Consider the following 24,500-nt stretch of genomic DNA (forward strand, 5'->3'; position numbering starts at 1 on the left):
GCTTGCTAAATTGCAATATTGGAGAAAAGATAGAGCGCGCTTTGAGGATAAAGTTTTTTGATCTCTGTGGCTAATTGTCTAGCTTCTTGCTCGGGCAAGAATAAACGCACCAAAGCGCATTCCTTGCGCCCGCTCACTTGCTCGCAAATATTCATCTGTGCTTGGGGTGTGCCATAGACAAAGGCGGGTAAGAGGTAAAAATGCGTGTAGCCTTTCTCTAAGAGATAATCTAGCAGGCTATCTTGCACAGGGGAGGGGGTGTAGATTTCTAATAACATCAAATGACCTTGATTTTTTTAGCAAGTAACATAAACATGGGCGGGATCAAGAGTAAAGTTAGCGTGCTTGAGGTAACAAGCCCCCCTAAAACAACGATTGCTAAGGGTCTTTGCACTTCTGAGCCCACCCCATGGGAGAAAAGAAGGGGGATAAGTCCCAAGCCGGCAATGCAAGCAGTCATAAGCACGGGGCGTAAACGCCTTGTCGCCCCCATAAAAACCACCTCATCAAGGCGTTTGCCCTGCATCAATAAATCTTTAAAATATCCGACCATCACCACGCCATTCAGCACGGCGATTCCAAACAGGGCGATAAAGCCCACACTAGCAGGCACTGAGAGATAGGCATGGCTGATAAAAAGGGCAATGAGTCCGCCTGTGGTGGCAAAGGGGATATTACAAAGAATGAGCAGAGCTAAAGGGACATTTTTAAAGGCAAAAAAGAGAATAAAAAAGATGGCTAAAATGCTTAGAGGGATAATGGTTGCCAAGCGTTTATTAGCCCGCTCTTGGTTTTCAAACTGCCCGCCATAGGTGATATAGTAATTGGGGGGCAAGTGGACTTGATTGTGAATTTTAGCCTTGATCTCACTCACAAAACTTCCTAAATCGCGTCCCACAACATTACTACGCACCACGCTTAGGCGTTTGGCATTCTCGCGCACGATTGACACCGGACCATCTACCTCTTGCAGTGTCGCAATGGAGGTAATAGGAACAGGGACATCGCGGCTAGAAGTCATCTCCAAGCTTTTAAGTAAAGTGATATTAGTTGCGACATCTTGGTTTTGGCGGATAATCACAGGCGTGCGTGAAATGCCCGTAGGGATGAAGGCAACTAACAACCCCTCCAAAGAGGATTTGAGAAATTTAGCAAACTCATCGCTAGTAATCCCCACATTAGCCATCGTGTCCCGATTGGGTTTGATGTAAAGGTAATTAATACCCTTATTGAGCTCTGTTAGCACCTCACTAGACCCGCGCACACTTTTAATGATTTCTACAATCTGTGCGCTAAGGGCGTTGAGAGTGGGGATGTCATTGCCAAAGATTTTCACCGCCAAATCCCCGCGCACCCCTGTAAGCATCTCAGAGATACGCATCTCAATAGGCTGGGTAAAGGTAAAGTTAATCCCTTTAAAACCCTCTAAGGCGTTGAGAATTTTTTCTAATAACGCCTCTTTATTAGGCACACTCCATTGATCTTTGGGGATGTAGGAAATAAACATGTCGGTTTGGTTGAGCCCGCCTAAATCTAGCCCCAACTCATCAGAACCCGTGCGCCCCACTACAGATTGAATCTCTGGCACGCGCGCCTTGAGGGTTTTTTCAATGTCCAAAATTAAGGCGCGCGATTGGGCTAGCGAGATGGAGGGGATGCTCTCAATGGTAAGCACGGTATCCCCCTCATCTAAATTAGGCATAAAAGCCTTCCCCACAAAAGCAAAAAGAGACAAACTAGCCACCATAAACACCAACGCCCCAATGAGCATGCGCTTAGGGTTATGCAAAGCAAAGTTTAAAAGAGGAGTATAAGTTTTGTGCAAAAAGCGCACTAGAAAGGTCTCTTGGTGTGGCTGGCTTTTGAGCACTAAAGAACTCATCACGGGTATAATGGTGATGGAGAGAATTAAAGTTCCCAAGAGCGCAAAGACAATGCTTAGAGCCAAAGGTCTAAACATCTTACCCTCAATGCCTTGCAAGGATAAAATGGGGATAAAAAACACGATGATAATGATGATCCCGCTCACCACAGAGGGGGCGATCTCTTTGCACGCCCGATACATCGTGTTTAATTTGGGGCTTGTCTTGTTGTGGTTAAGTTTTTCAAAGGCGTTTTCAACCACCACCACCGCCGAGTCAATGAGCATGCCAATGGCGATGATGAGCCCCCCCAAACTCATCAGATTTAAGGAGAGACCGCTTAATTTAATCCCAATAAACGCCACACTCAAGCTCAAGGGCAAGATCACCCCCACAGCCACACTTGCCCTAAAATTGCCTAAGAATAAAAAGAGGGTAGCAATGATGAGCACGATCGCCTCAATAAAAGTCTTGCCCACCGTGCTAATTGCCTTGTGTGTAAACTCAGAGCGATCGTAAAAAACATGGATATGCACGCCTGCTGGTAATAAAGGTTTGATCTCATTGTCTATTTTAGCGCGCACGCGTTGGATAATATCCCTAGAATTTGCCCCTTTTAAAGAGAGCACAAGCCCCTCAGTGGTCTCTCCCACTCCATTTTTGGTAACAAAACCCAAACGGGTACGATGGTGAGCGATCACCTTAGCAAAATCTTTAATATGCAGATGCCCCATTGTGGTAGGGATGGTGATATGGGCAATTTGCTCAGGGGTGCTAGCCATCGTTTGGATTTTGACTAAAAAAGTCTCACCTTCGCGATCAACCCGCCCCGCCCCGCTATTGCTCAAATTAGCTCTAAGCGCGTGTTCCAAATCGCTAATGCTCACACCCAATCTAGCCATATCATTTAAATCCGGAACCACAACAAAGGCGCGGCTAAAGCCACCTATGGAATTTACATCGGCTACTCCCGGAATGGTGCGCAGTAAGGGGCGGATCACAAAATCTAGCAAATGGCGTTTGCTTGCTCCATCTAGGCTACCATCAATGGTAAACATAAAAATATCTGAAAGAGGGGTTACAATGGGCGCGATACCTCCATCCACCCCCTCAGGCAAATCGGGCAAGACTAGGGCTAGTTTTTCATCTACCATGTTGCGGGCTAAGTAAATGTCCATCCCCTCTTCAAAATCAATGGTGATGTCGCATACAGAGTATTTAGAAGTACTTCTAAGGGATTTCTCCCCTTGTAGCCCCAAGAGTTCTAGCTCTAGGGGGCGCACGACATTATTTTCCATCTCTTCAGGCGAGCTGCCCGGAAGTTTGAGAATGATTTTAACTTGAACCGGGGCCATATCCGGGAAAGCATCTATGGGTGTGTTTAAAAAGCTATAAAATCCAAAACCTACAAGGGTTAGCGCGCACAAAAGCACCAAAAGGCGTTGTCTTAAACAAAAGGCAATGAGGCTATCTAGCATCAATCTTCCCCAAAATGGTTCAAAATGCCCTTGAGATTCACTAACGCCCCGGCGGCAATTTTGCCATGCAGATCAATTTGTCCTTGCTGGATGAGAAAAGCACGGCTGCGCTCCTCGAGTACTTTGACAGGGGTGGGTAAAAAGCCTACAGGGGTGCGCACAAAGATCAAATAATCCTGATCGTTTTTGATCAGCGCATCGGCAGGGATTAAAAGCGAATTAGCAGGTCTAGCCCCCTCTATAAAGAGTTCCACCATTTCACCCACATGGTAATTTCCTTTGATACGTGCAGTGGCTAAGATAGTGTTAGAATTTTTATCTAACACCACAGAGACACTTTGCACATGTCCGATGGGTTGAGCGTTTTTATTGAGCACCACTGCGCCCTGTTTAATATACTTAGAAAGATCGATGGGAATACTAATGCGCGCAATCAGATCGTTATTTTGTGAAATACGCATAAAGGGCGTGAAAGCGCGGATACGCTCCCCCAACACTTTAGGGGCTATGGAGAGAATGCCCCCTTGCCTTGCCACAATTCTAAACCCATAGCTTCCCTTAGGGTGCTTGGCATCGATGCCAAAACCCTTAAAGGTGTTCTCTAGTTGGGCAACTCTTAGGCGAAGTTCTTCACTGGCTAGGTGGCTGGTTTGGTATTCTCTCTTAGAGATTACGCCTTTTTTATAGAGCTGTCTATCCTTAGTGCTGACATCTAGGGCGACCTTGAATTTATTTTGATTATTTTGGAGCTCAAAATAAAGATTGCTCAGATCGATCGAGCTGATCTCACAGATGAGATCGCCCTTTTTCACCCGTTCACCCTCACTCTTATAAATGGCGACCACGCTCGCATCAAAACTCAAACTTTGCACAACCGCGTGTTTGAGATTGAGATTGTCAAAATCAATGCTGGCATTAAAAGGCAACCCTCTTGAATACAAATGTTGATCCAGAGGGATCACCTGAATATTTAAACTTGCAATTTCTTTGGGAGTGAGCTTAATTTCCTCATAAGCGTGTAAGAACAACGCGCAAATAAAAATCAATGCTTTTTTCAATGTTTTTTTCCTATTATGGTTAGACTCTCCCCCAAAGTTTCTTCTAAGAGCGCGGTGGTGTCCACATATTTCATCTTGGCCTCTGCTAGGGCGATGAGAGCGTCCATATACGCATTTTGATAAAAAAGATATTCAAAGAGACCAATTTTTTGAGCCTCATAGGCAACCCTTCCCATTTCCATTAACTCCTTTTTATTATCAATCGCTTGGATTTGGATACGCATGTAGCGCTCAGTCGTCTTGAGTTGGTTGAGATAGGCGTTGGCGTTGATATGGATATTGCGCTTTGTAACTTCATTTTGTGCCCGTGCTCCATTTTCTAGGGCTAAAAATTTGCGCTTCATGTGAATATTTTTAGGCGTGAGGGGGAGAGGAATGCTAAACTCCATGGAGAGGTTCGTAGCAGAGTTATAGCTCTCCGCCCCCAAACCAAATTCAAAGTTTTTAAAAACATCGCGATTGGCTAAGTTGGCGTTCACGCGGTAATCTTTAGCGCTCAAATCCAAGACCTGCACATACAAAGACCGATCTAAAATGCGCTCTAGAGCGTGTTCGCCCAAATGCACATAGTCAAATTTGAGCTCAGGGATTTTAACAACATGGGCAGCATCCATCAGATCGCTAAAAGGGGCGTCATTTTCAACGGGCGCGACAATGGCTAGCAAGGTGTGTAGCAAGCGTTCTTGATTGATGATGAGGTTTTGGATATTGATTTTGGCAAGCTTAGATTCTAAATAAGAATTTTTGAAGTTGATATAGTCCTTTTTAGACATACTTCCAGCAGCGACCTTACTCTGAGCGGCCTCAAGCTGGGAAAAAAAGATCGCCTCTCTTTGGGCGTAGATTTTATGCTTCTCAATATTGAGCGTGTAATTGAGATAGAGTCGTTTTGCTCCAATGAAGGCAAGATTACGACTAAGCTCGTAACTCTTGCGGTATTGCACATTCTTCAAAGAGAGACTGCGCGCTAAAAGACGGCTCACCCATGGAAGTTTTGGCTTGATCATTAAAACCGTGCGGGGTTGGGCTTCGGCGATGCCCTGATAGTTGCGCACAATGGAGGTTTCTTGACTGATAAAAGGAAAATCCCAAGAATTGGTGGATTTTTGTTCCTCCAAAAGGCTAATAAAGTTCGCCTTTTTTTGGATCAAATCAAGCGAGTTGTGTTCTACGCGCTTAAAGAACTCAGCGACAGAAAAGGTGCGCGCACTCAAACAAAGGGCGCACAATCCATATAGGATAAAAAGGCGAATCCACACCCTAGAGGTCTTTAATATCCGCCACATCCAAAAATGCATGGTAAATCAATGCCAATAAGCCCTTGCGGTTGTTTTGCACCTGCAAGTTTGGATCGTTGACAAGCACTTTTTCAAAAAAGTTTTCCAAGGGTTGTTTAAGGTGGCTTAGGGCTTTGAGCTTGTCTAAAAAATTGCCAAATTCCATACGAGCGATGTTTTCATAAGTTTCATAGAGGGCGTGTTCGCTGGAATCTGTAAAGAGCGCGGGGTCAGTTTGAAGTAGGGTATCTAATTGTGTGATATTAGCGACTCGCTTAAAAATAGCCACCAAATCAGCCGTATTTTCTTGGGCAAAAAAGACATGCAGGGCTTGCACTTTGTGGGCAATTTGGCAGATTCCATAGTTCTCACTTTTAAGAGTTTGAAGCCCTTTTAAAACGGCCCTGTAAAAAGAGGGATCGAAGTCGCCTAATACATGCGTAAAACGCTCTAAGATAAAATCTTGTAAAAGCGTCCACTCAAAGGGGGCATAAAAACGCGCGATTGTCTGCAAATCGCTAGCTAAATTGAAATCTAATTGGTAATGCAAGCAGATGCGCAAGACTCCATTGCAAGCACGGCGCAAAGCAAAGGGGTCTTTAGAACCTGTGGGGATTTTGCCCACGCTAAAAAGAGATAAAAGGGTGTCTAATTTGATAGCCAATGCGCTTAAAGCTGCTAGCAAACTAGAGGGCAGGGGCGCGTTTTCAGAAGTGGGGAGATATTGCTCTTGGATGGCTTGGCACACTTCTTGGGGGTGGTTGTGGTGTTTGGCATAATATCCCCCCATGATCCCCTGTAATTCGGGAAACTCATAAACCACTTCGCTACACAAATCCGCTTTGGCCAATTCTAGGATTTTTTGCACAAGGGGGCGCATGGATTCCTCGCCATAGCGATCCACTAGCCACGCTCCTATGCGTTGTTCTCTCTCTACCTTATCTTTTAAGCTACCAAGCCCCTGCATAAAGGAAATTTGCTCCAGCTTAGGACCTACTACTTCCCATTCTAGTGATGTTTGCAGATCGTTTTGGTAAAAAAAGATCGCATCACTCAAGCGGGCTTTTAAAACCTTTTCATTCCCCGCTATAATTTGGCTAAAATCTCCCTTACTTGGCAGATTGCTCACAACAACAAAACCATGGTGCAAGCTAGAATCTTTAAAAGTGGGGAAATAGCGTTGGTGAGTTTGCATAGAGGTAGTGGCGATCTCAGTGGGGAGTTGTAGAAAATGTGCTTCAAATTCTCCATAAAGAGCGGTGGGGTAGGCGGTGATGGCTATAATTTCCTCTAGCAATTCGGGGTCGACCTCAACGCGCATATGATGTTGGTCCTCTAGGGCGTGGATTTGATCTAAAATTCTAGTTCGGCGTTTTAGAGGATCTAAGATGACAAACCCCTCTTCTAGGGTTTTAAAATAAGTAGAGATGTCCGGGGTGTCATGGTAGCCAAACCCCTTAGAGAAGTGTAATTTAGTCGCGCGTTTAGCACTGCACCCATAGGTGTTTGTGCATGCTGATAAATCAATGTCCTCTGAGCCAAAGATCACGCAAAGATTATGAATGGGGCGGATAAAGCGCGCTTTGAGCGCGCCCCAAGCCATGCTTTTTCCAAAATCCAGCGCGCCTAAAAAGTGCAACAAAATATCATCTAATAGGGTGGCTGTAGGAATGGGTTCTGTGCGCTTGGTGGCGTATAGAACTTCTTTATTATTTTTCATGCCCACCTCAAGATTGGGGGGTAGGTTGAGCTTGGCATAGAATTTAAGCCCAATGGGGTTTAGAACTCTAGTTCCCTCTTTAACTCCTTTTTCTACATTCGTGCCGATGTCCAAAGGAGGACCAAAAAATTCCTCTGTGATGGCGGGCGTGTGGGTGGGGAAGTTTGGAGCATAGAGCACTAGCCTAGTGGGCGTGTAAAAGACTTCTAAAGCCGTGCCACCTAACCCATGTTTTTCCAGGGAATGGCAAAATTTTTTAGGGATATTGGGCAACTCATCTAAGAGTGGCTTAGCGGGCATTTCTTCAACTAAAATTTCTATGAGTAGGGCTTGATTCAAGCGATCTCCTCTTTGTGATTGAGTATGAACGGTGCTTAAAGGGTTTTTGTAGTATTATACCCAATTACAGAATAAATACGCTTAACAGAGGTTAGGATGGATAGAGTGCATGGGTGGCGAGGCGTGTTGTTTGGATTATTTGGTCTTTGTGGTCTGCTTGGAGCGCAAAAGGCAGATTTGGCCGAATGCAATGATCCCTTAAAATTTAGCGATAAACAAAAAGACATCATAGTTTACGCCTACCGCTATGGCTTTAAACAGGAACTAGGTTACGAGATGGCTGCGATTGCTTGGAAAGAATCTTGTGCTGGCATGTACCGCGTGAATTTTGGCGATCCGAGTGCAGGGATTTACCATGCCTATATTCCTGCGGTCATTAAACTCTACAACGAGCGGGACACCCGCTTTATGCAAAATGTCTATGGGGATATGTTGATTCGCGATCGGGCCTTTGCCTCCAAAGTGGCGCTAGATATGCTAGTGAGTTGGCGGCGCACTTATAAGGGTAATTTGAAAGATATGATTAAATCCTATCATAAAGGTTTGCGTTGGCAAAAAAACGACTACTTAAACCAAGTGGCTACAGAATACTATCAAGACATTTTGGCAAAAATTAAAGTCTTACGAGGCGTGATGCCTGCCTTAGAGCAGAGTGTAGACACCCACAACAATCCAGAGGCCAAACATCTCACTTATGCGCAAAATCATCGTCCTATAGAGGTGCGCCCCAAAGGCAAGAACACTAAAAAACGATCTTCTCACTCCAAACCCAGCCCTCACAAAAAACCCACACCTCCTCCCCCTCCCCCTCCCCCTCAAAAGATCGAACCTGTGCCACAACCTGAACCCGTGCACAAAAAGCGCAAAGACAATTCTATCTTCTTACTCCAAGAATCTCCGGTGTTTTAATGCAAAAGACTCTATTAGTCATTACCGATGGGATTGGTTATAATCCCTCTACTGAGGGCAATGCTTTTTATCATGCCAAAAAACCCACCTATGATTGGATGTTGGCCAATCTCCCTTATAGCCTGCTCAAAACGCATGGCTTGAGTGTGGGCTTGCCCTCCGATCAAATGGGCAATTCAGAGGTGGGGCATATGTGCATTGGGGCGGGCAGGGTGCTTGATCAAGATTTGGTGCGCATTTCTAAGGCTTTCGATCAAGAGCTCTTAGAGGATAATCCAGCTTTTCAACATGTGGTGAGCCAAAGTCAAGTGGTGCATGTTTTGGGCTTGATGAGTGATGGAGGCGTGCACGCCCACATCGATCATCTCATGGGCATGGCTCTCTTGTTGGAGCGATCGGGCAAAAAGGTTTGGTTGCATTTAATTGGTGATGGGCGCGATGTGCTTCCTAGAAGTGCTTTAGAGTATTTGGCTCTTGTGCAGAGTATTTGCAATGAGCATATCGCCATTGCCACCCTCTCAGGGCGTTTTTTTGCCATGGATAGAGATAAACGCTTTGAGCGCACCCTAAAGGCTTATGAGAGCATCGCGCATGCGTGCAATAAAAGCCCCCTTAGCCCTGAAGAGTATATCCATAGCATGTATGCGCAAAATATCAGCGATGAGTTTTTTGAGCCGACTAGTTTTGGTGATTATGCAGGCATGTTTGATGGAGATGGTTTGATTATGGTCAATTTTCGCAGCGATCGCGCCCGTCAGATTATCCAGGTGTTGGGAGGAGATTTAGAGGTTTTTAAAGGTCTGCCTGAGTGTGGGGCTGGTGCGCCTGAGCTGACCATAGCCACCATGACCCCTTATAGCGCTTCTTTTAATCATCCGGTTTTATTCCCCAAAGAAGAGATTAAGGAATGCTTAGCTTCTGTGGTGGCACAAGCGGGGTTAAGCCAGCTTCATACTGCTGAAACCGAAAAATACGCCCATGTGAGCTTTTTTATCAATGGGGGTGTAGAAACCCCTTTTGAAAATGAGGAGCGCGTTCTGATCCCAAGCCCCAAGGTGAGCACTTACGACCTCTGCCCACAGATGAGTGCTCCTGAAGTAGGGGAGGCTGTGCGTGCAGGAATGCGCGCGGGCAAAGACCTCATCATTGTCAATTTTGCTAATGGGGATATGGTGGGGCATACGGGCAACTTAGAAGCGGCGATCAAGGCGGTAGAGGCTATAGACACAGAGTTGGGGCAGATTTTACATTTAGCTCAAGAGCTAAATTATGCGATGCTACTCACCAGCGACCATGGAAATTGTGAGCAAATGCGCGCTACAGATGGGGGCATGCTCACTAACCATAGCACTTTTGAAGTCTATTGTTTTGTCTTGGGTGAGGGGGTGAGACAGATTAAAAATGGAGGCCTAAACAATGTGGCAGCCAGTGTGTTAAAACTTATGGGCTTGCCCATTCCTGCAAGCATGGATTCCGCGCTTTTTTAAACAAAGGCGCGTTGGAAATTTTATTCTTTTGGTATTTTTTTATTAATGTATTTTGACTACAATCGCTGACTTTTGGTTTTTGGACCATTTTAGGAGTATTGTATGCCATTTTTCACTTCCAGTAAACACCAAGCTAAGATTGCTCAGCAAGATCAGCTTATCACCTCCTTAAGCGCTAAGGCAAGCAAACTGAGTCGTGTTTATGAAGCCATTGATCGTTCAATGGCGATCATCGAATTTGATACTAATGGGGTTGTTCTAAACGCTAATGATAATTTCTTGAAACTGATGGGCTATGGCCTTCAAGAGATCAAGGGCAAACACCATTCTCTATTTTGCGATCCCAAATTTGTCAGTTCCAAAGAATACACACAGATTTGGGACGATTTGCGCGCAGGGCTCTTTCAAAGAGGCACTTTTAAACGCCTGACAAAGCAGGGCAAGCCTATTTATCTTGAATCTACTTATAACCCCATTCTTGATTTAGAAGGCAAGGTACAAGGGGTGATCAAATTTGCTACCGATGTTACTGGTAAAATTTTAGAATTAAATGAACTGCGGTCTGTATACAAGGCCGCGCTTGCTAGTATGGCCATGATTGAATTTGATGCGCAGCGAAGAATCCTCTCAGCCAATGAAAATTTCTTAAAGTTAATGGGGTATCGTCTGGAGGAAATCAAAGGAAAGGAACATGCTCTTTTTTGCGATCCAAAATACGCCAAGAGTTCTGAATACAAGACTTTTTGGGATCATCTTGCAGAGGGGCATTTTACGCGTGGGACCTTTGTACGCCTGAATAAAGATGGAAAAAAAGTCTATTTGGAAGCGAGCTACAATCCTGTTTTTAATAGCGATGGAGAGATTTATAAATTTATTAAATTCGCTTGGGATGTAACTTCTAAAGAAGAAAAAATCCAAATGACCCTAGAACTCATCAAGGAAAATCAAGAGCTTACGGATTTGGGAAGCAAGATGATTGAAAAGACAACCGAGAGCATTCAAGGCGTGGCAACAACGATCAAAAACAGTGCCGATCAAATCAACACGCTCAGCACACAATCTGATTCGATTTCCTCAATCACACAGACCATCAAAGATATCGCCGATCAAATTAATCTGCTTGCCCTTAATGCTGCTATTGAGGCCGCGCGGGCAGGCGAACACGGCAGAGGCTTTGCGGTGGTGGCCGATGAAGTGCGCAAGTTGGCCGAACGCACTGATAAATCTGTCATGGAAATTGGAGCAATCATCGATGCGATCAAGGAAATCACCGCTCATGTGGTGATCAATATCACCGCAGGGACTCAAGAATCTGAGAAGACGGTCGCTCTCTCCCATGAGAGTAAAGATTTCATGGGGAAAATCAGAGCGGCCAGTATCAAAGTTTCAGAGGGCATGCGAGCATAACTTCAGGCATGCGGGGCGTTTTAATGCGCTTGAATGATTTTTGCAGTTTCTGTGGCGATAGCCCATTCTTCATTAGTGGGGACGCGCAAAATTTGTATCGCCGTTTGAGGTTGACTTAGGTTAACAATGCCTTTAGGAAGGTTTGTATTAGCTGCATGATTGAGGGCGATGCCAAAATTTTCCAAATTGGCACACACATCTTTGCGTAGCCGTGCGCAATTTTCCCCTACTCCACCAGTAAAGATCAAAGCATCAACATGTCCTAATGCAACTAGGTAAGAACCGAGATATTTTTTAATACGGTAAGCGTACATATCAAAAGCTAAGATGGCCTTTTCATCTCCCTCTTCGATCAATTTTTCCACACTACGCATATCGTTTTTGCCACAAATCCCTTTAAGTCCACTTTCCTTATTAAGAATATTATTGACCTCATCAAAACTTTTATGGTTAATTTGAACAATATAGTTCAAAAGACTAGGATCTAAATCGCCTGAACGCGTGCCCATAATCAAACCCTCTAGGGGGGTTAGTCCCATAGAAGTGTCTATACTTTGGCCATTTTTGATCGCACACACACTAGCCCCGTTGCCTAAATGCAGAGAAATTGCGTTAAATTTTTCATAGGGGATGTTTAAAAATTTAGCGGCTTCCTGAGCCACAAAATTATGTGAGGTGCCATGAAAACCATAGCGGCGCAACTTGTGAGTTTCATAAAAATGATAAGGTAAGGCGTACATGAAGGCATGGGCGGGAATACTTTGGTGAAAAGCAGTATCAAAAACAGCCACTTGGGGAAGTTGAGGAGTTTGTTTCTTGATTGTCTTGATACCCATTAAATTCGTAGGATTATGCAGAGGGGCCAAAAAAGCGAGCTTCTCTATATGTTCCATGACTCGATCGTCAATGAGAGTTGGCTGAATAAATAGATCCCCCCCGTGCACCACGCGATGGCCTACACCATCCACATGCCCAAAACTTTGCAGCACGCCTAAATTGCGCAGGCTATTTTCTACATGCAAAAGCCCTTCTTCATAAGTGTTAATACGCAAGCATTCCTTGCTCATTTCCATACGCCCATCTTGGGTGTAGACCTGTGCTTGAGCGCACTCCCCGCCGATTTGTTCTACAAGCCCGCGGGCTAAAACCTCTTGTGTGGCAGTGTTGAAAAGCTGGAATTTAATAGAAGAACTGCCTAAATTTAAAACAAGGATACGCATGGATTACCCTTGTGCCTGAATAGCGGTTATGATGATGGTGTTGATCACATCCTCAACCAGACATCCACGACTTAAATCATTCACGGGTTTTTTAAGCCCTTGCAATACAGGACCAATAGCTAAAGTTTTAGCGGTTCTTTGCACCGCTTTGTAGGCAATATTGCCCGCATCTAAATCTGGGAAAATAAAGACATTAGCATGTCCGGCGACAACACTTCCGGGCATTTTCTTAGCTCCTGTGGCTGGATCAATCGCTGCATCAAATTGCAAAGGCCCATCAACGACCAAAGTTTCATCCAAATTACGCGCAATCTCCACAGCTTGGGTAACTTTGTCCACATCTGCTCCCTTTCCAGATGTTCCCGTAGAATAAGACAACATAGCAATGCGCGGTTCAATGCCAAAACTTTTAGCCGTGCGCGCAGAACTCAAGGCAATATGAGCAAGTTCTTCGCTAGTGGGATTGGGATTGATGGCGCAATCAGCAAAAACTAAAACCTGCGTGTCCAAGCACATAAAAAAGACACTAGAAACTAAACTCACGCCCGGATGGAGTTTGATGGTCTGCAGGGCAGGGCGCACGGTGTCAGCGGTGGTGTGTGTGGCTCCTGAAACCATGCCATCGGCATGCCCACTATAAACCAGCATGGTTGCAAAATAAGTCGAAGTTTTGACGAGTTTATGGGCTTCTTCTAAACTTAAACCCTTGCTTTGCCGCAAAGCATAAAGAGTGTTGGCAAAGTCCTCAAGATGTTCAGAAGTGCTAGGATCAATGATTTGGCATCCTTCTAAATTGAGCCCTAAACTTTGCGCATTTTCTAAAACTTGCTCAGATTTGCCTAGTAAAATGAGCTTGGCGGCTTGGTTTTGCAAGATAATGTGCGCTGCTTGTAAAATTCTAGGATCATGGCTCTCGGGCAAAACAATGGTTTTGAGCGCGTTTTTAGCCCGCTTCAACAAGCTTGCTTGAAACCTCAGAGGACTCAGACACGCGCTCTTGGTGTTATTTAAAACTTGATAGATGGAATCAAGCTGTGGGCCTTTTAAATCGCTAGAAGTTTGTAAATCCACAATCATGTAATTTAAATTATTTTGACTTGCATGGGCAAAGGTGATAGGATTAGCCACTCCCGCATGTTCAAAACTCGCATGGACACGCATGCAGGCTTTTGCATCTCCCTCCAGCGCGTTGATCACAGGCAGATTGAGATGTTGGGCGTATTTGTGTAGAAACAAAGGATCAAGAGCCTGCAGGGGGGCTAATACACTTCCTTTGAGCAAAACAAATTCGTAGTCTAAAGCTTGATAGGCGTTCAAGAGGGTTAGAAAAGTGTTTTGTTCTGATTTAGCAACAAGGTCTTCAAGAGCGATTCCTAAGTTGGCATCCACAACCTTAAAGCTCTGTTTTTGTGCCCCTAAAACTATCTCAAGACTTTTAATTAATTGCTCTTCAAGATGAGCAGAAGCGATAAGCAAAATTCCCTGACCCATAAATCTCCTTTTATTTTGGTGGAATTATTATAACAAACTTAACCTAGCACTTCTAAGAGAGTTTGCAAAACTTGAGAGGGTTTTTGGTGAGCTGAGATGGTATGGTGTGCCATACTTGTATAGATTGGGGCGCGACTCTGATAAAGACTATAAAGACTATCACGATCCTTAAAAAGAGGTCTAGGATTAGAATCGGCTTGAAGCCTAGCTACAATCGCCTCAAAGTCCAAATACAAGTAAATCACAATCCCCGTTTTTAGGGGCGTGTAAATGGGCAACCCCCCCCCTGTGGCGATCACAAGAGGGGTTTGCACTTGCTCAAGGGTAGCGACTAATTGCCTCTCAAGCTCCCTAAAATGAGCTTCTGAGTGATCTTTAAAAATTTGTGCAATGCTTGTGCGTGTTTGGGCACTAATTTGTAAATCTGTGTCTAGGAAGCGATGATTTAGAGCTTGGGCTAGCAGTGCGCCTAAAGTGCTTTTTCCACTGCCCATAAACCCGATGAGCCAAATTTTAGACAAATAGCCCATTCCCCGCATATGCGCCTTGAATAGACTCTTCAATCTCCAAGAGGCGGTTATATTTAGCGGTGCGTTCGCCTCGCGTGGGAGCGCCGGTTTTAATTTGACCTGTGTTGAGCGCGACACTAAAATCGGCAATAAAACTATCCTCACTCTCCCCACTGCGATGACTCATCACACAAGCATAGCCCGCTTTTTGTGCTAAACGCATGGTTTGCAGGGTTTGTGAAATCGTGCCAATCTGATTGGGTTTAATGAGAATGGCATTAGCAAGTTGTTGCTCAATGCCCTTTTTTAAGAGGGTTTCATTAGTAACGAACAAATCATCGCCCACAAGTTGGACTTTATGCCCTAGCTTGCTGGTGAGCTCCTGCCACCCGTGATAATCCTCCTCGCCTAGTGCGTCTTCAATAGAGACAATGGGGTATTTGTCTACAAGCTGGGCGTAATATTCAATGAGCGCGCTAGCCTCTAGCTTTTTATTCTCACTAGAGAGCACATAGTGCCTGCTGGAGTCTAAAAGCTCACTACTGGCTACATCCAAAGCTAAGGCAATTTGCTCCCCGGGTTTATAGCCTGCTTTTTCAATGGCTTTTAAAATCCACTCCAAAGGCTGCGCATTGTTTTCAAAATTAGGAGCAAACCCCCCCTCATCGCCCACGCTAGTGGGGTGTCCGGCTTGGGCTAACATGCCCTTTAGTGTGTGATAGACCTCCACACTAGCGCGCAAAGCCTGCTTAAAACTCTCAAAGCGCAAGGGCATGATCATATATTCTTGAAAATCCAAGCGGTTATTAGCATGCGCGCCCCCATTGATGATATTTAGCATAGGAGCGGGCAGAGTTGAGCCATTAATCCCACCCAAATAGGCATAAAGAGGCAAATTTAAAGAGCGCGCGCAGGCACGACTAAGTGCCATAGACACGCCCAGCACCCCATTAGCCCCCAAATGGGCGTAATTAGGCGTGCCATCTAAAGCCTGCAAGCAAGAGTCGATCTTAGCCTGTTGGTAGGGGTCTTGACCTAGAAGAGTTTCTTTGATCTGAGTTTGCACAAAGTTACAAGCCTTTAAAACACCTTTACCTAAAAATCGTTGGGGGTCTTGATCGCGCAACTCTAAAGCCTCTCTCTTGCCCGTGCTCGCTCCACTAGGCACAATCGCTACGCCCAAACTTCCATCGCTTAAAATAACTTTAACTTTTAGGGTAGGGTTACCCCGGCTGTCTAAAACCTCGCTCGCCTGAATGTCTTGAATTTGCATACCTGCTCCTTTGCAAAAGGGGCATGTTAGCAAAAGATATTGGGTTTAACAATTAGAATTTATACAGGTACATGCAGTTATACAGCAAAGAGGTTTGAAAACTATCAGAGTTGAGTAAAGTGTGGCTTGTGGGTAGGAGTTTTAAGCCTAGCTCAAGGCGATGCTTGTTGTAAAATGTGAGAAACACCCCTCCTTGTGCGATCAAGCCGGCTGTATGGATCGCACCATGTTTGGCAAAGCTAAAATTCGCGTTGTCTGTGTAGAGCACTGCGCCCAAGCCTATCCCCCCATAAACCCCTATATAGTGCTTATAAGAACGAGTTAGATGAATTTCTAAGGGAATTTCTAAACCTATACTCGCCACACCAAGAAAGGAATTGGAGGGGTTGGGCTTGGATTGCCAATTTGCTTTGGAAGTGGCTAAATCCAAAGCGATAAAAGCGCGGATACCAATATAATTTTTGAAAAAAGTCTGCATCCCGCCCTTAGCGCTCAAAATAGCCGGAAAACTCTCTATTTTTGTATTTTGATAGTCCTTTTGAATCTTAATCACCCCAAAGCCCATCCCAAAATACCCCCCATTTTTTAATTTGAGTTGCTTCCTTTGGTTGTATAGACGCGTGTAAGTATCTTGTTCCTTAATCCAAATTTTTTCTTGTGGCGCGCCTGCACACACTCCAATAGCTAGTAGCAATATCCTAATACAGCGCAATTTGACGACTTAATCTTGTTTCTTGTTTTGTTGTATAATAGCACACCTTGCATTTTGACTGATTATTTTACGCATTAGGGGATGTTGTGGGCGAGTCTGTGGGTTACATAGAACTAGGTACTTTATTCTTGCGCGGCAATTGGGATTTTAAAACCCCCGCACAGACTCTCTTGCGTTTGGAAAAACTCCTGAAAAACGCGCCCCCTATTCGGGCGGTGGATTTTAGAGAAGTGGAGCGTTTGGATTTTGTGTTTCTCATGCTCCTCTACGATCTTTTGGGGCGCAAGAAACCTGCGATTTTGAATGCCAATGCCTACAACGCCCATGTCTTGGAAGTGGTGCAACATTGGGTTAAAGAAGACCCTAGTATTCTTAGCAGAGAACATAGCAAGCCTCCAAAAATCAACCCCCTCAATAAGCTAGGGCAAAGTATAGTGGATTTTTTTAATACCATGCTCAATACTTTTAATTTTTGTGGCATGGTGCTCTATTTTCTAGGGCGCGCGATCATCAAACCCAAAACTCTATGCCTCACGCCCCTCATTCACCATATCCATGAGAGTGGTTTTAAAGTCTTGCCTGTGAGCATTCTAACCGTCTTTGTGGTGGGTTTTGCGATCGCTTTGCAAGGGGCGATCCAGCTCCAACAATTAGGCTTTCCTCTCATGAGTATTGAGATGACCGCTAAACTCGCGCTTAGAGAAATGGGGCCCTTTATTCTTACTTTGGTTGTGGCGGGGCGCAGTGCCTCTAGCTTCACAGCGCAAATTGGGGTGATGAAGATCACCGAAGAATTAGACGCAATGCATACGATGGGTCTAAGCCCCTTTGCATGGCTGGTGTTGCCCCGTGTTTTAGCCTTAGTGATCGTGATGCCCCTGATGGTTTTTATTGCCGATGCGTTCGCGCTCTTGGGGACAATGGTGGCGATCAAATACCAGCTAGGAGTTACATTTAACCACTACATCGCGCGTTTGCATGAAAATGTGGGTTTGAGTCATTTTTTTGTAGGACTCATCAAAGCTCCCTTTTGGGGCTTTGCGATCGCTATTGTGGGCTGTATGCGTGGTTTTGAAGTGAAGGGCGATACAGAATCCATTGGCACACTGACAACTATTAGCGTGGTGAACGCGCTCTTTTGGATCATCTTTTTAAACGCGCTCTTTTCTGTTATTTTTAGCAAACTCAATATATAAGTCTATGCATGACACACAACACACCCCGTTTGATCGAAGTTAAAGACCTCCACACTTCTTATGGCGACCATGTGATTCATAGGGGCGTGAATTTTTCGGTGTATCGGGGGGAAGTTTTGGCCATTTTGGGGGGAAGTGGGAGCGGTAAAAGCACTTTGTTAAGAAGCATGATTTTGCTCAATAAACCCACAAGAGGAACGATCCGCATCTTTGACATGGATATTTGGAAACTCAAAGAGTCTGAGCGGGATAAATTTTTCCATCGCATTGGTATGTTGTTTCAATTTGGCGCGCTCTATAGTTCTTTGAGTGTGCTAGAAAATGTAGGAATCATGCTCGAGGAGCACAGCGCTTACCCCAAGAGAAATATCATAGAAATCTCTAAAATGTGGCTAGATCGTGTGGGATTGAGTAAGAAAGTCCACCATCTCTACCCCTATGAACTGAGCGGAGGGATGAAAAAGCGCGTGGGGCTAGCGCGCGCAATGGCCACTAACCCGGACATTCTTTTTTTAGACGAGCCCACCAGCGGGCTAGACCCCTATTCAGCCGATAAATTTGATGCATTGATTCTCTCTTTAAAAAAAGCGTTAAATCTGACTGTGGTGATGATTACCCATGATTTGGACTCTATTAAAAATGCGGTCGATCGTTTTATTATGCTCAAAGATGGTCTGATTAGCTTTGATGGTAATTTGAGCGAATTTGTGCAACACACTAAGGAAGTGCCCCTAGAGGAGGGCAATTTATTCAATTCCACTCGAGGAGAAAAATTTTGGAAAGGCATGTAAATTACACGCTCATTGGGGGGATTTTTCTAGCATGCATGGCGTGTATGGTGATTTTTATTTTATGGTTAGGGCATGTCAACTTTGAAGAAGAGGATTATATGCGCTATGTGGTCTATACAGATAAAGACTTGGGAGGGGTTGGGGCTAACACTCCCATTAACTATAAGGGAATCCAAGTAGGCACGATCAAGAGCGTAGGCTTTGACCCTAAACATTTGGGTGTGGTTAAACTCGCTATTGACATTAAGAGCAAAGTGCCCGTAAGCAAGGATGCTACTCTTAAAGTTGCTTCTCAAGGTTTAGTGGGTTTAAAATATTTGAGCTTGATTCAGGGCAGATCTAAAGAGTTTTACACCAAGAAGGACCCCGAGCGCATTTTGCATTATGAGCAAGGCCTGTTGGAGAGATTGAGCGATAGCGCGGGGCATATTTCTACAGAAATGCTAGACATCATCAAGAATATCGATAAAATGCTCAGTCCTGAAAACATCGCCAATCTGAGTAAAATTATTGCCTCTGTCCAGCAAGCGACACAGGGCTTGGACACCATAAAAAATAATCTTGATGCCCTGTTGGTCAAGGCGGATCGGGCTTTAAGCAAGGGGGATACTCTGCTCCAACATGGCAATCAATTGATTACAGATGTGGATAAAAAAGTGCAGGGTGGACAATATGACTTAAAAAGCATGCTCACCCCTCTTTTAATTCAGGCAGAATTGAGTTTGCGCAATATCGATCAATTCGTGCAAAAGGGGTCCTTGTTGATGGACAAGTTTGATGCCAATCCCTATAAAACCCTCTTTGGAGAACAAAAATGAGAGTTTGGATCAGCGGAGCATGCCTTGTGCCTTTGTTGAGCGGTTGCTTAAATCTCAATCTCAAACAGGTTTTACCAGAGGTTAGCGTATATGACCTCAACACCCAAACTCCCCCCTCTAATGCTTGTTCTAGTAGTAAGAAAGTGGCTCTAGTGGGGGTTGTGGTCGCTGATCTTTACAATTCTAAGGACATGATTTTTAAGCGCATGGATGGGAAAATTGAGCGGAGCGTGCGCCAAAAGTTTGCCGATTTGCCAAGCAATCTATTAAAAAATATGTTCATTTTAGAGTCGATGCGCCAATGCATGGCGCTAGGAGTTCCTAGCGGGGCGCGTGCAAGCGTGCAACTCAATGTGCTCTCTTTGGGGTTTGTAGAGGGCAAAGATGGAACATATGCTCAAATTATCCTAAGAGTTGTCAACAGCGCAACTGCCAATAGCTTTATAGTGATCAAGCAACAAAAAGTAACTTTGCAAACCGATGCAAAAACCCTAGATATTCCCATAAATGCTATCACTGCATTACAAAACATGGCCAGTCAGGCCCTCCAAGAGGTCGCCCTGCAAATTAAAACCACTTTGTAAGGAGCATCCATGCTACCCTCTTCCATATCCCAAGATGTCCAAGAAGACCTAGAGGAGGATTTTGAAACCAAAGGGGAAGAGCAGAGCGTCTATGGAGAGTTTCTCAAACTTGCCCATCAAGCCTATAAAGAACGCCACTATGAGGAGGCTTTAGCCAGCTACCAAAACGCCGCAGAGCTTGGGAGTTCTAGGGCTTTGGTCTATTTGGGTGTGATGTATGCTAATGGGCGAGGGGTAGCCCAAGATAATACGAAAGCGCTTGACTACTTCCAACAGGCCGCTAATTTGGGGGATAGTCAGGGCTTTGTCAATTTGGGAGTGATGTATAATTTGGGTAAGGGGGTGAAAAAAGATTATCAAAAGGCCCTTGATTACTTCAAGCATGCGGCAAGTTTAGATGATGTGAACGCCTTAAATTATATGGGCTTGATGTATCGCACCGGGAATGGAGTGGGTGTAGATTATGCCAAAGCCCTAGAGTTTTACCAACAAGCAGCCGATCGGGGCAGTGTCAAGGCTTTGGTGAGTTTGGGGAGCATGCATTATGCTGGACAGGGCATGGCAAAAGACTTTGCTAAGGCCTTAGATTATTTCCAACAGGCCGCAGATTTGGGCGATGCGCGCGCTAGCTATAACTTAGCTGTCATGTATGAAAATGGCGAAGGGGTGGAAAAGGATGGCGATAAATCCTTAGAACTCTTTAAAGAATCTGCACAGGCAGGATTTGCTAAGGCTACATGCACCCTAGCAAGCATGTATGAAGATGGAGAGGGGGTAGAAAAAGACATGGACAAAGCGATTGCCCTCTATCAGGAAGCAGGAGAAATGGGCGATGCAGGCGCGCTCTCCAGTTTGGCTAATTTATACCGCACCGGTAAAGGGGTAGAACAGGACAAATACACAGCCATTGCCTACTACAAAGAAGCTGCAGATTTGGGCGACACGCAGGCATTTGCTAACCTAAGTGCAATGAATACTCAAGTGAACAATCAAAAGGCGCAAACCCTATATAATTTGGGTGTGGTTTATGCTAATGGACAAGGTGTGCCCAAAGATGAATCCAAAGCTTTGGATTATTTCCAACAGTCAGCTAAACTCGGGCATGCCAAGGCAAATTACAATTTGGGCGTGATTTATAATAGAGGGTTAGGAGTGGAAAAGGACACCACGCAGGCTTTTTCTTATTTTCAAGAGGCGGCAAAACTGGGCGATGATAAGGCTTATTACAATTTAGGGGTGATGTGCGAACATGGCAGGGGCACACCCAAAGACATCCCCCAAGCGATCTTTTATTTTGAAGAGGCGGCCAATATGGATAACATTAACGCCTTGCACCATTTAGGTTCGCTCTACCATATGGGCAAGGAGGTAGAAAAGGATGCCTCTAGGGCTTTTGCGTATTTTTACAGAGCGGCGCAGTTAGGCAGTATCAAGGATGATTATAATGTGGGGGTAATGTATAGTCAAGGAGATGGGGTGGAGAAAGACATGCAACAGGCCTTATTGCACTTCCAAAAAGCTTCTGATGGAGGCAGTTCTAATGCTATGTACAATATGGGCGTGATCTATTATCAAGGAGAAGGCATAGATCATGATCTGCAAAAAGCTATGGAATGCTTCAAGCGCGCGGCTAAGTTTGGCAACCAAAAGGCCCAAGAAGCCTTAAAAGCCCTAGAGAGATTGATTCAATAAATCTTTGGCTATTGCGATCACCTCTTGAGGGGTGATGGTGTCCATGCAGGCATGGGGTTTAATATCTCCTCCGGGTTTGAGCGGACAAGCGCGTTTTTTACAGGGCGCGCAAGGCAGATTTTTATTGATGAGACTTGCGCGGGGGTGTTGCCATGGACTGGTTTCTTGCATGTTGGTAGGACCAAAGAGCGCGATTAGGGGGACTTGCAAAGCGGTAGCGATGTGCATAGGACCGCTATCATTGGTGATAAAGAGTGTGAGCGATCCAATCCAATCTATCAATTCTGCTAAAGTGGTTTGATCGCAAAGATTGAGTAGACGCGGGTGTGGAGGGATGAGTTGCATAATTTGATGGGCTGTCTCTAAATCTGTCCGCGCGCCAAACAAATAGACCTCATAGCCTTGATCTAAAAAATACGCCCCTACTTGGGCGAAATACTCCGGTTTCCAACGCTTCGCGCTCCCATAGGCTGCCCCCGGGTTAAGCCCGATACGCTTAGAGATAGGCGTTCTGTGTGCGTGCAATTTGAGCGGGGGGGGTGTGGGGTCTAGGTGGGGTAAATGGGTGTGTAGTAAATGGTAATAACGCTCCACTTGGTGGGCATGTTTTAGGGGTTTGAGGGCATGGGTGAGTAGAGGGGTGCGGGGGAATTTGGCATAGCCAATGCGCATGGGAGTTTTTGTTAAATAGAGTAATAATGCGCTGTAAAAATGGTTGGTGAGAGTGATGGCTAGATCGCAGGGTCCAATTTGTTTAGCCAATTGATAAGTAGCTAAAGCCCGACTCTTGGTTTTTTTAGTCTCATCAACTAGGGTTATCGTGTTGGGATTGTCTTTAAAAAGCGCACAAACCACAGGCGAACCCACTAAAATGAGCGTGCTTTCTTGATAATATGCCCTTAGAACCTCTATAGTCGGTGTGGCCATCACCCCATCGCCTAGCCAGTTTGGTAAACGCAATAAAATTTTCATCGCTTTTATTCTCAATTCCTAAGAGTAATAATATGATTAATATATTGTAAATATATTATAATAATGGGACATGCAATATTACTTAAGTTCACAAAATACGGACGGCTATATTGAAAAGTATCAGAACTAAAGCGACCCTCTATGCCATTGTAGGGTTTCTACTTGTGATGGGGGTGGTGTATCTCTCTTTGCACATAGGCTATGAGAGGTTGGCCACCAAACAAAGCATTGATCTCATCCATGTTTTAAACCAAGCGCTTATGAATAGTGTCAAGGAAGCCGCACTGACAGGGGATCCACAACAGCTTAAACGCGTGATCAATGATAGTAAAAACATTGAGGGAGCGCATGTGAGCTTTGTGCCCTCTAAGGAGGTGATCACGCTTTTTGGGCTCAATGAAGATTTTACGCAAGATGCGCATATGCAACGCATTTTTAAACAAAAAGAACGCACTAAAAGCATCCATCTTATTCAAGAGCAGGGTAAGCACTATGTGTTGTTACGCCAACCCTTTGTTGCCGACAAGCTTTGTTTGAATTGTCATGTCAATTCTCAATTAGGCGATGTGATTGCGATCTTGAATGTGCAATTTGATCTCACAAGAACCTATGATCAAATTTTTAGCAACACCCTTAAAACGCTGGCGTATATTTTGGCGGTTTTTTTAGTGATCAGTTTGATCATGTTTGTGATGGTGGAAAAAGATTTATTTAAACCCTTGACGCGCTTAAGGAGCATGGCAGGCATGCTCACTCAGAGCAAAGAGGCAGACCTCACCCAACGCCTAGAAAGCAAGGTCTTAGATGAGGTGGGGAGCACTTCGCATTTTTTCAATCTCTTTATCCAAAAGATTCAAGGCATTGTGCAGAGTGGGAAAAATATCCTCTCTTCAAATGTGGCCATTAGCCACTCTATCAAGGAAACCTCTCAGAGTCTCAAATCTAATGAAGTTCACGAAACTACGAGCATTGAAACCATGCACCAGCTCAGCCAAGAGGTGGGCAAAAATTCTAGTGCAGCCCTAGATTTGCTTGAGCACGCCACAACCACAATCCAGAGCGCGGATCGTATGATGCAGGAGTTCTCTCAAAGCATGAATGGCTATGTGCAACTCTCCTTAGACGCGTCTAAAAATCAGATTGAGATCGCCAATGATTCCACGACACTTATCACTCAAGCCAACGAGATTAAAGGGGTGTTATCCATCATTGAAAACATCGCCAATCAAACTAACCTCTTAGCTCTGAATGCTGCCATTGAGGCCGCTAGAGCGGGCGAGCATGGCAGAGGTTTTGCGGTGGTGGCCGATGAAGTGCGTAAACTTGCCGAAAAAACTCAAAAATCTTTGGCAGAAATCGCTAGTATGGTTAATGTGGTAACCCAAAGCATCGAGAGTATGGGCGGGCGCATTAAAAAGATTGCCTTAGAGTCTGAGCAAATTTCTGGCGAGGCCTCTGGATTGGTAGATAATATTAAGGGCGTGCAAGAGAGCCTGTCTGTGTCTAAACAAACCTCACTAAAAGCCATTACCAGCAATCAAGAAATCTGCCACAAAATCCAAGAAATCGCCAAAGTTACCCAAGATTTAGTGGACATGTTTAAGGGCATGAAAAATGAACGCGCCAAATTAGAGGAAAATGTGCGCACCATGCTCTACAACAACGCCCAACTCGACTCGGAGTTTTCCAAATTCAAGGTATAAAA

The 24,500-nt window shown here is 44.8% G+C and carries 20 protein-coding genes; 9 read left to right on the forward strand and 11 right to left on the reverse strand.

The features are described 5' to 3' along the window. Positions 1-5 precede the first annotated feature (5 nt). The 5 genes from HFELIS_RS04815 to glyS are packed head-to-tail and all read right to left on the reverse strand — an operon-like array spanning position 6 to position 7,734. Complete coding sequence (locus HFELIS_RS04815; RefSeq protein WP_013469413.1) at positions 6-278, reverse strand: DUF3240 family protein; 273 nt, start codon at positions 276-278, stop codon at positions 6-8. After that, positions 278-3,340 carry an efflux RND transporter permease subunit gene (locus HFELIS_RS04820; protein ID WP_013469414.1) on the reverse strand — a complete coding sequence of 1,021 codons (3,063 nt, stop codon included), beginning with the start codon at positions 3,338-3,340 and terminating at the stop codon, positions 278-280. Before HFELIS_RS04820 ends, HFELIS_RS04815 begins: the two co-directional genes overlap by 1 nt. Further along, on the reverse strand, positions 3,340-4,398 hold the full coding sequence (locus HFELIS_RS04825) for an efflux RND transporter periplasmic adaptor subunit (RefSeq protein ID WP_013469415.1): 1,059 nt from the start codon (positions 4,396-4,398) through the stop codon (positions 3,340-3,342). Before HFELIS_RS04825 ends, HFELIS_RS04820 begins: the two co-directional genes overlap by 1 nt. Further along, positions 4,395-5,684, reverse strand: coding sequence for a TolC family protein (locus HFELIS_RS04830; protein WP_013469416.1), 1,290 nt, complete (start codon positions 5,682-5,684; stop codon positions 4,395-4,397). Before HFELIS_RS04830 ends, HFELIS_RS04825 begins: the two co-directional genes overlap by 4 nt. Further along, complete coding sequence (glyS, locus tag HFELIS_RS04835; protein WP_013469417.1) at positions 5,659-7,734, reverse strand: glycine--tRNA ligase subunit beta; 2,076 nt, start codon at positions 7,732-7,734, stop codon at positions 5,659-5,661. The genes HFELIS_RS04830 and glyS overlap by 26 nt, the downstream gene beginning before the upstream one ends. Positions 7,735-7,830: 96 nt before the next feature. On the opposite strand from glyS, the gene HFELIS_RS04840 reads away from it, so the two are divergent. The 3 genes from HFELIS_RS04840 to HFELIS_RS04850 all read left to right on the forward strand — a co-directional run bounded on the left by HFELIS_RS04840 (position 7,831) and on the right by HFELIS_RS04850 (position 11,537). Then, on the forward strand, positions 7,831-8,643 hold the full coding sequence (locus tag HFELIS_RS04840; RefSeq protein ID WP_013469418.1) for a hypothetical protein: 813 nt from the start codon (positions 7,831-7,833) through the stop codon (positions 8,641-8,643). Next, positions 8,643-10,130: a 2,3-bisphosphoglycerate-independent phosphoglycerate mutase gene (gene gpmI, locus HFELIS_RS04845; protein ID WP_013469419.1), complete on the forward strand. Its 1,488-nt coding sequence runs from the start codon at positions 8,643-8,645 to the stop codon at positions 10,128-10,130. Before HFELIS_RS04840 ends, gpmI begins: the two co-directional genes overlap by 1 nt. A 102-nt stretch (positions 10,131-10,232) precedes the next feature. Then, a complete protein-coding gene (locus HFELIS_RS04850) occupies positions 10,233-11,537 on the forward strand; it encodes a methyl-accepting chemotaxis protein (RefSeq protein WP_013469420.1) in 1,305 nt (434 codons plus the stop codon). 20 nt (positions 11,538-11,557) lie between these two features. Here HFELIS_RS04850 and HFELIS_RS04855 read toward each other — a convergent pair whose 3' ends face one another. From HFELIS_RS04855 to HFELIS_RS04875, 5 genes are read right to left on the reverse strand one after another with little or no spacing between them, the layout of a single operon-like run. After that, positions 11,558-12,757 (reverse strand): acetate kinase, encoded by a 1,200-nt coding sequence (locus HFELIS_RS04855; RefSeq protein ID WP_013469421.1) that lies wholly within the window; start codon positions 12,755-12,757, stop codon positions 11,558-11,560. 3 nt (positions 12,758-12,760) lie between these two features. Next, positions 12,761-14,248: a phosphate acetyltransferase gene (gene pta / locus HFELIS_RS04860; protein WP_013469422.1), complete on the reverse strand. Its 1,488-nt coding sequence runs from the start codon at positions 14,246-14,248 to the stop codon at positions 12,761-12,763. Between the two features lie 38 nt (positions 14,249-14,286). Then, entirely contained in the window at positions 14,287-14,778 is a 492-nt protein-coding gene (locus tag HFELIS_RS04865) for a shikimate kinase (RefSeq protein WP_041302815.1), read from the reverse strand. Continuing rightward, positions 14,762-16,030, reverse strand: a complete 1,269-nt coding sequence (gene eno, locus HFELIS_RS04870) for a phosphopyruvate hydratase (RefSeq protein WP_013469424.1) — start codon at positions 16,028-16,030, stop codon at positions 14,762-14,764. Before eno ends, HFELIS_RS04865 begins: the two co-directional genes overlap by 17 nt. 52 nt (positions 16,031-16,082) lie before the next feature. Continuing rightward, on the reverse strand, positions 16,083-16,724 hold the full coding sequence (locus HFELIS_RS04875) for an outer membrane beta-barrel protein (protein WP_013469425.1): 642 nt from the start codon (positions 16,722-16,724) through the stop codon (positions 16,083-16,085). A 104-nt stretch (positions 16,725-16,828) separates the two neighbouring features. On the opposite strand from HFELIS_RS04875, the gene HFELIS_RS04880 reads away from it, so the two are divergent. Genes HFELIS_RS04880 through HFELIS_RS04900 form a run of 5 tightly spaced genes read left to right on the forward strand, consistent with a single transcriptional unit; the run spans position 16,829 to position 21,823 of the window. Then, positions 16,829-17,938, forward strand: a complete 1,110-nt coding sequence (locus tag HFELIS_RS04880) for an MlaE family lipid ABC transporter permease subunit (protein WP_013469426.1) — start codon at positions 16,829-16,831, stop codon at positions 17,936-17,938. An 8-nt stretch (positions 17,939-17,946) separates the two neighbouring features. Beyond that, positions 17,947-18,729 carry an ABC transporter ATP-binding protein gene (locus HFELIS_RS04885; protein WP_013469427.1) on the forward strand — a complete coding sequence of 261 codons (783 nt, stop codon included), beginning with the start codon at positions 17,947-17,949 and terminating at the stop codon, positions 18,727-18,729. Continuing rightward, positions 18,714-19,547 carry an MlaD family protein gene (locus HFELIS_RS04890; RefSeq protein WP_013469428.1) on the forward strand — a complete coding sequence of 278 codons (834 nt, stop codon included), beginning with the start codon at positions 18,714-18,716 and terminating at the stop codon, positions 19,545-19,547. The genes HFELIS_RS04885 and HFELIS_RS04890 overlap by 16 nt, the downstream gene beginning before the upstream one ends. Beyond that, a complete protein-coding gene (locus HFELIS_RS04895; protein ID WP_013469429.1) occupies positions 19,544-20,131 on the forward strand; it encodes a hypothetical protein in 588 nt (195 codons plus the stop codon). The genes HFELIS_RS04890 and HFELIS_RS04895 overlap by 4 nt, the downstream gene beginning before the upstream one ends. A 9-nt stretch (positions 20,132-20,140) precedes the next feature. Further along, complete coding sequence (locus tag HFELIS_RS04900) at positions 20,141-21,823, forward strand: SEL1-like repeat protein (protein ID WP_013469430.1); 1,683 nt, start codon at positions 20,141-20,143, stop codon at positions 21,821-21,823. Here the strand turns inward: HFELIS_RS04900 and waaF are convergent. After that, positions 21,803-22,795 carry a lipopolysaccharide heptosyltransferase II gene (waaF, locus tag HFELIS_RS04905; RefSeq protein ID WP_013469431.1) on the reverse strand — a complete coding sequence of 331 codons (993 nt, stop codon included), beginning with the start codon at positions 22,793-22,795 and terminating at the stop codon, positions 21,803-21,805. The two genes, HFELIS_RS04900 and waaF, sit on opposite strands and share 21 nt — an antisense overlap. Positions 22,796-22,905: 110 nt before the next feature. Here waaF and HFELIS_RS04910 point away from each other — a divergent pair, with 110 nt between their 5' ends. Then, entirely contained in the window at positions 22,906-24,498 is a 1,593-nt protein-coding gene (locus HFELIS_RS04910) for a methyl-accepting chemotaxis protein (protein WP_013469432.1), read from the forward strand. Positions 24,499-24,500: the final 2 nt, after the last annotated feature.

Origin of the sequence: Helicobacter felis ATCC 49179 (assembly GCF_000200595.1) — a bacterium.
GTDB classification, from domain to species: Bacteria; Campylobacterota; Campylobacteria; order Campylobacterales; family Helicobacteraceae; genus Helicobacter; species Helicobacter felis.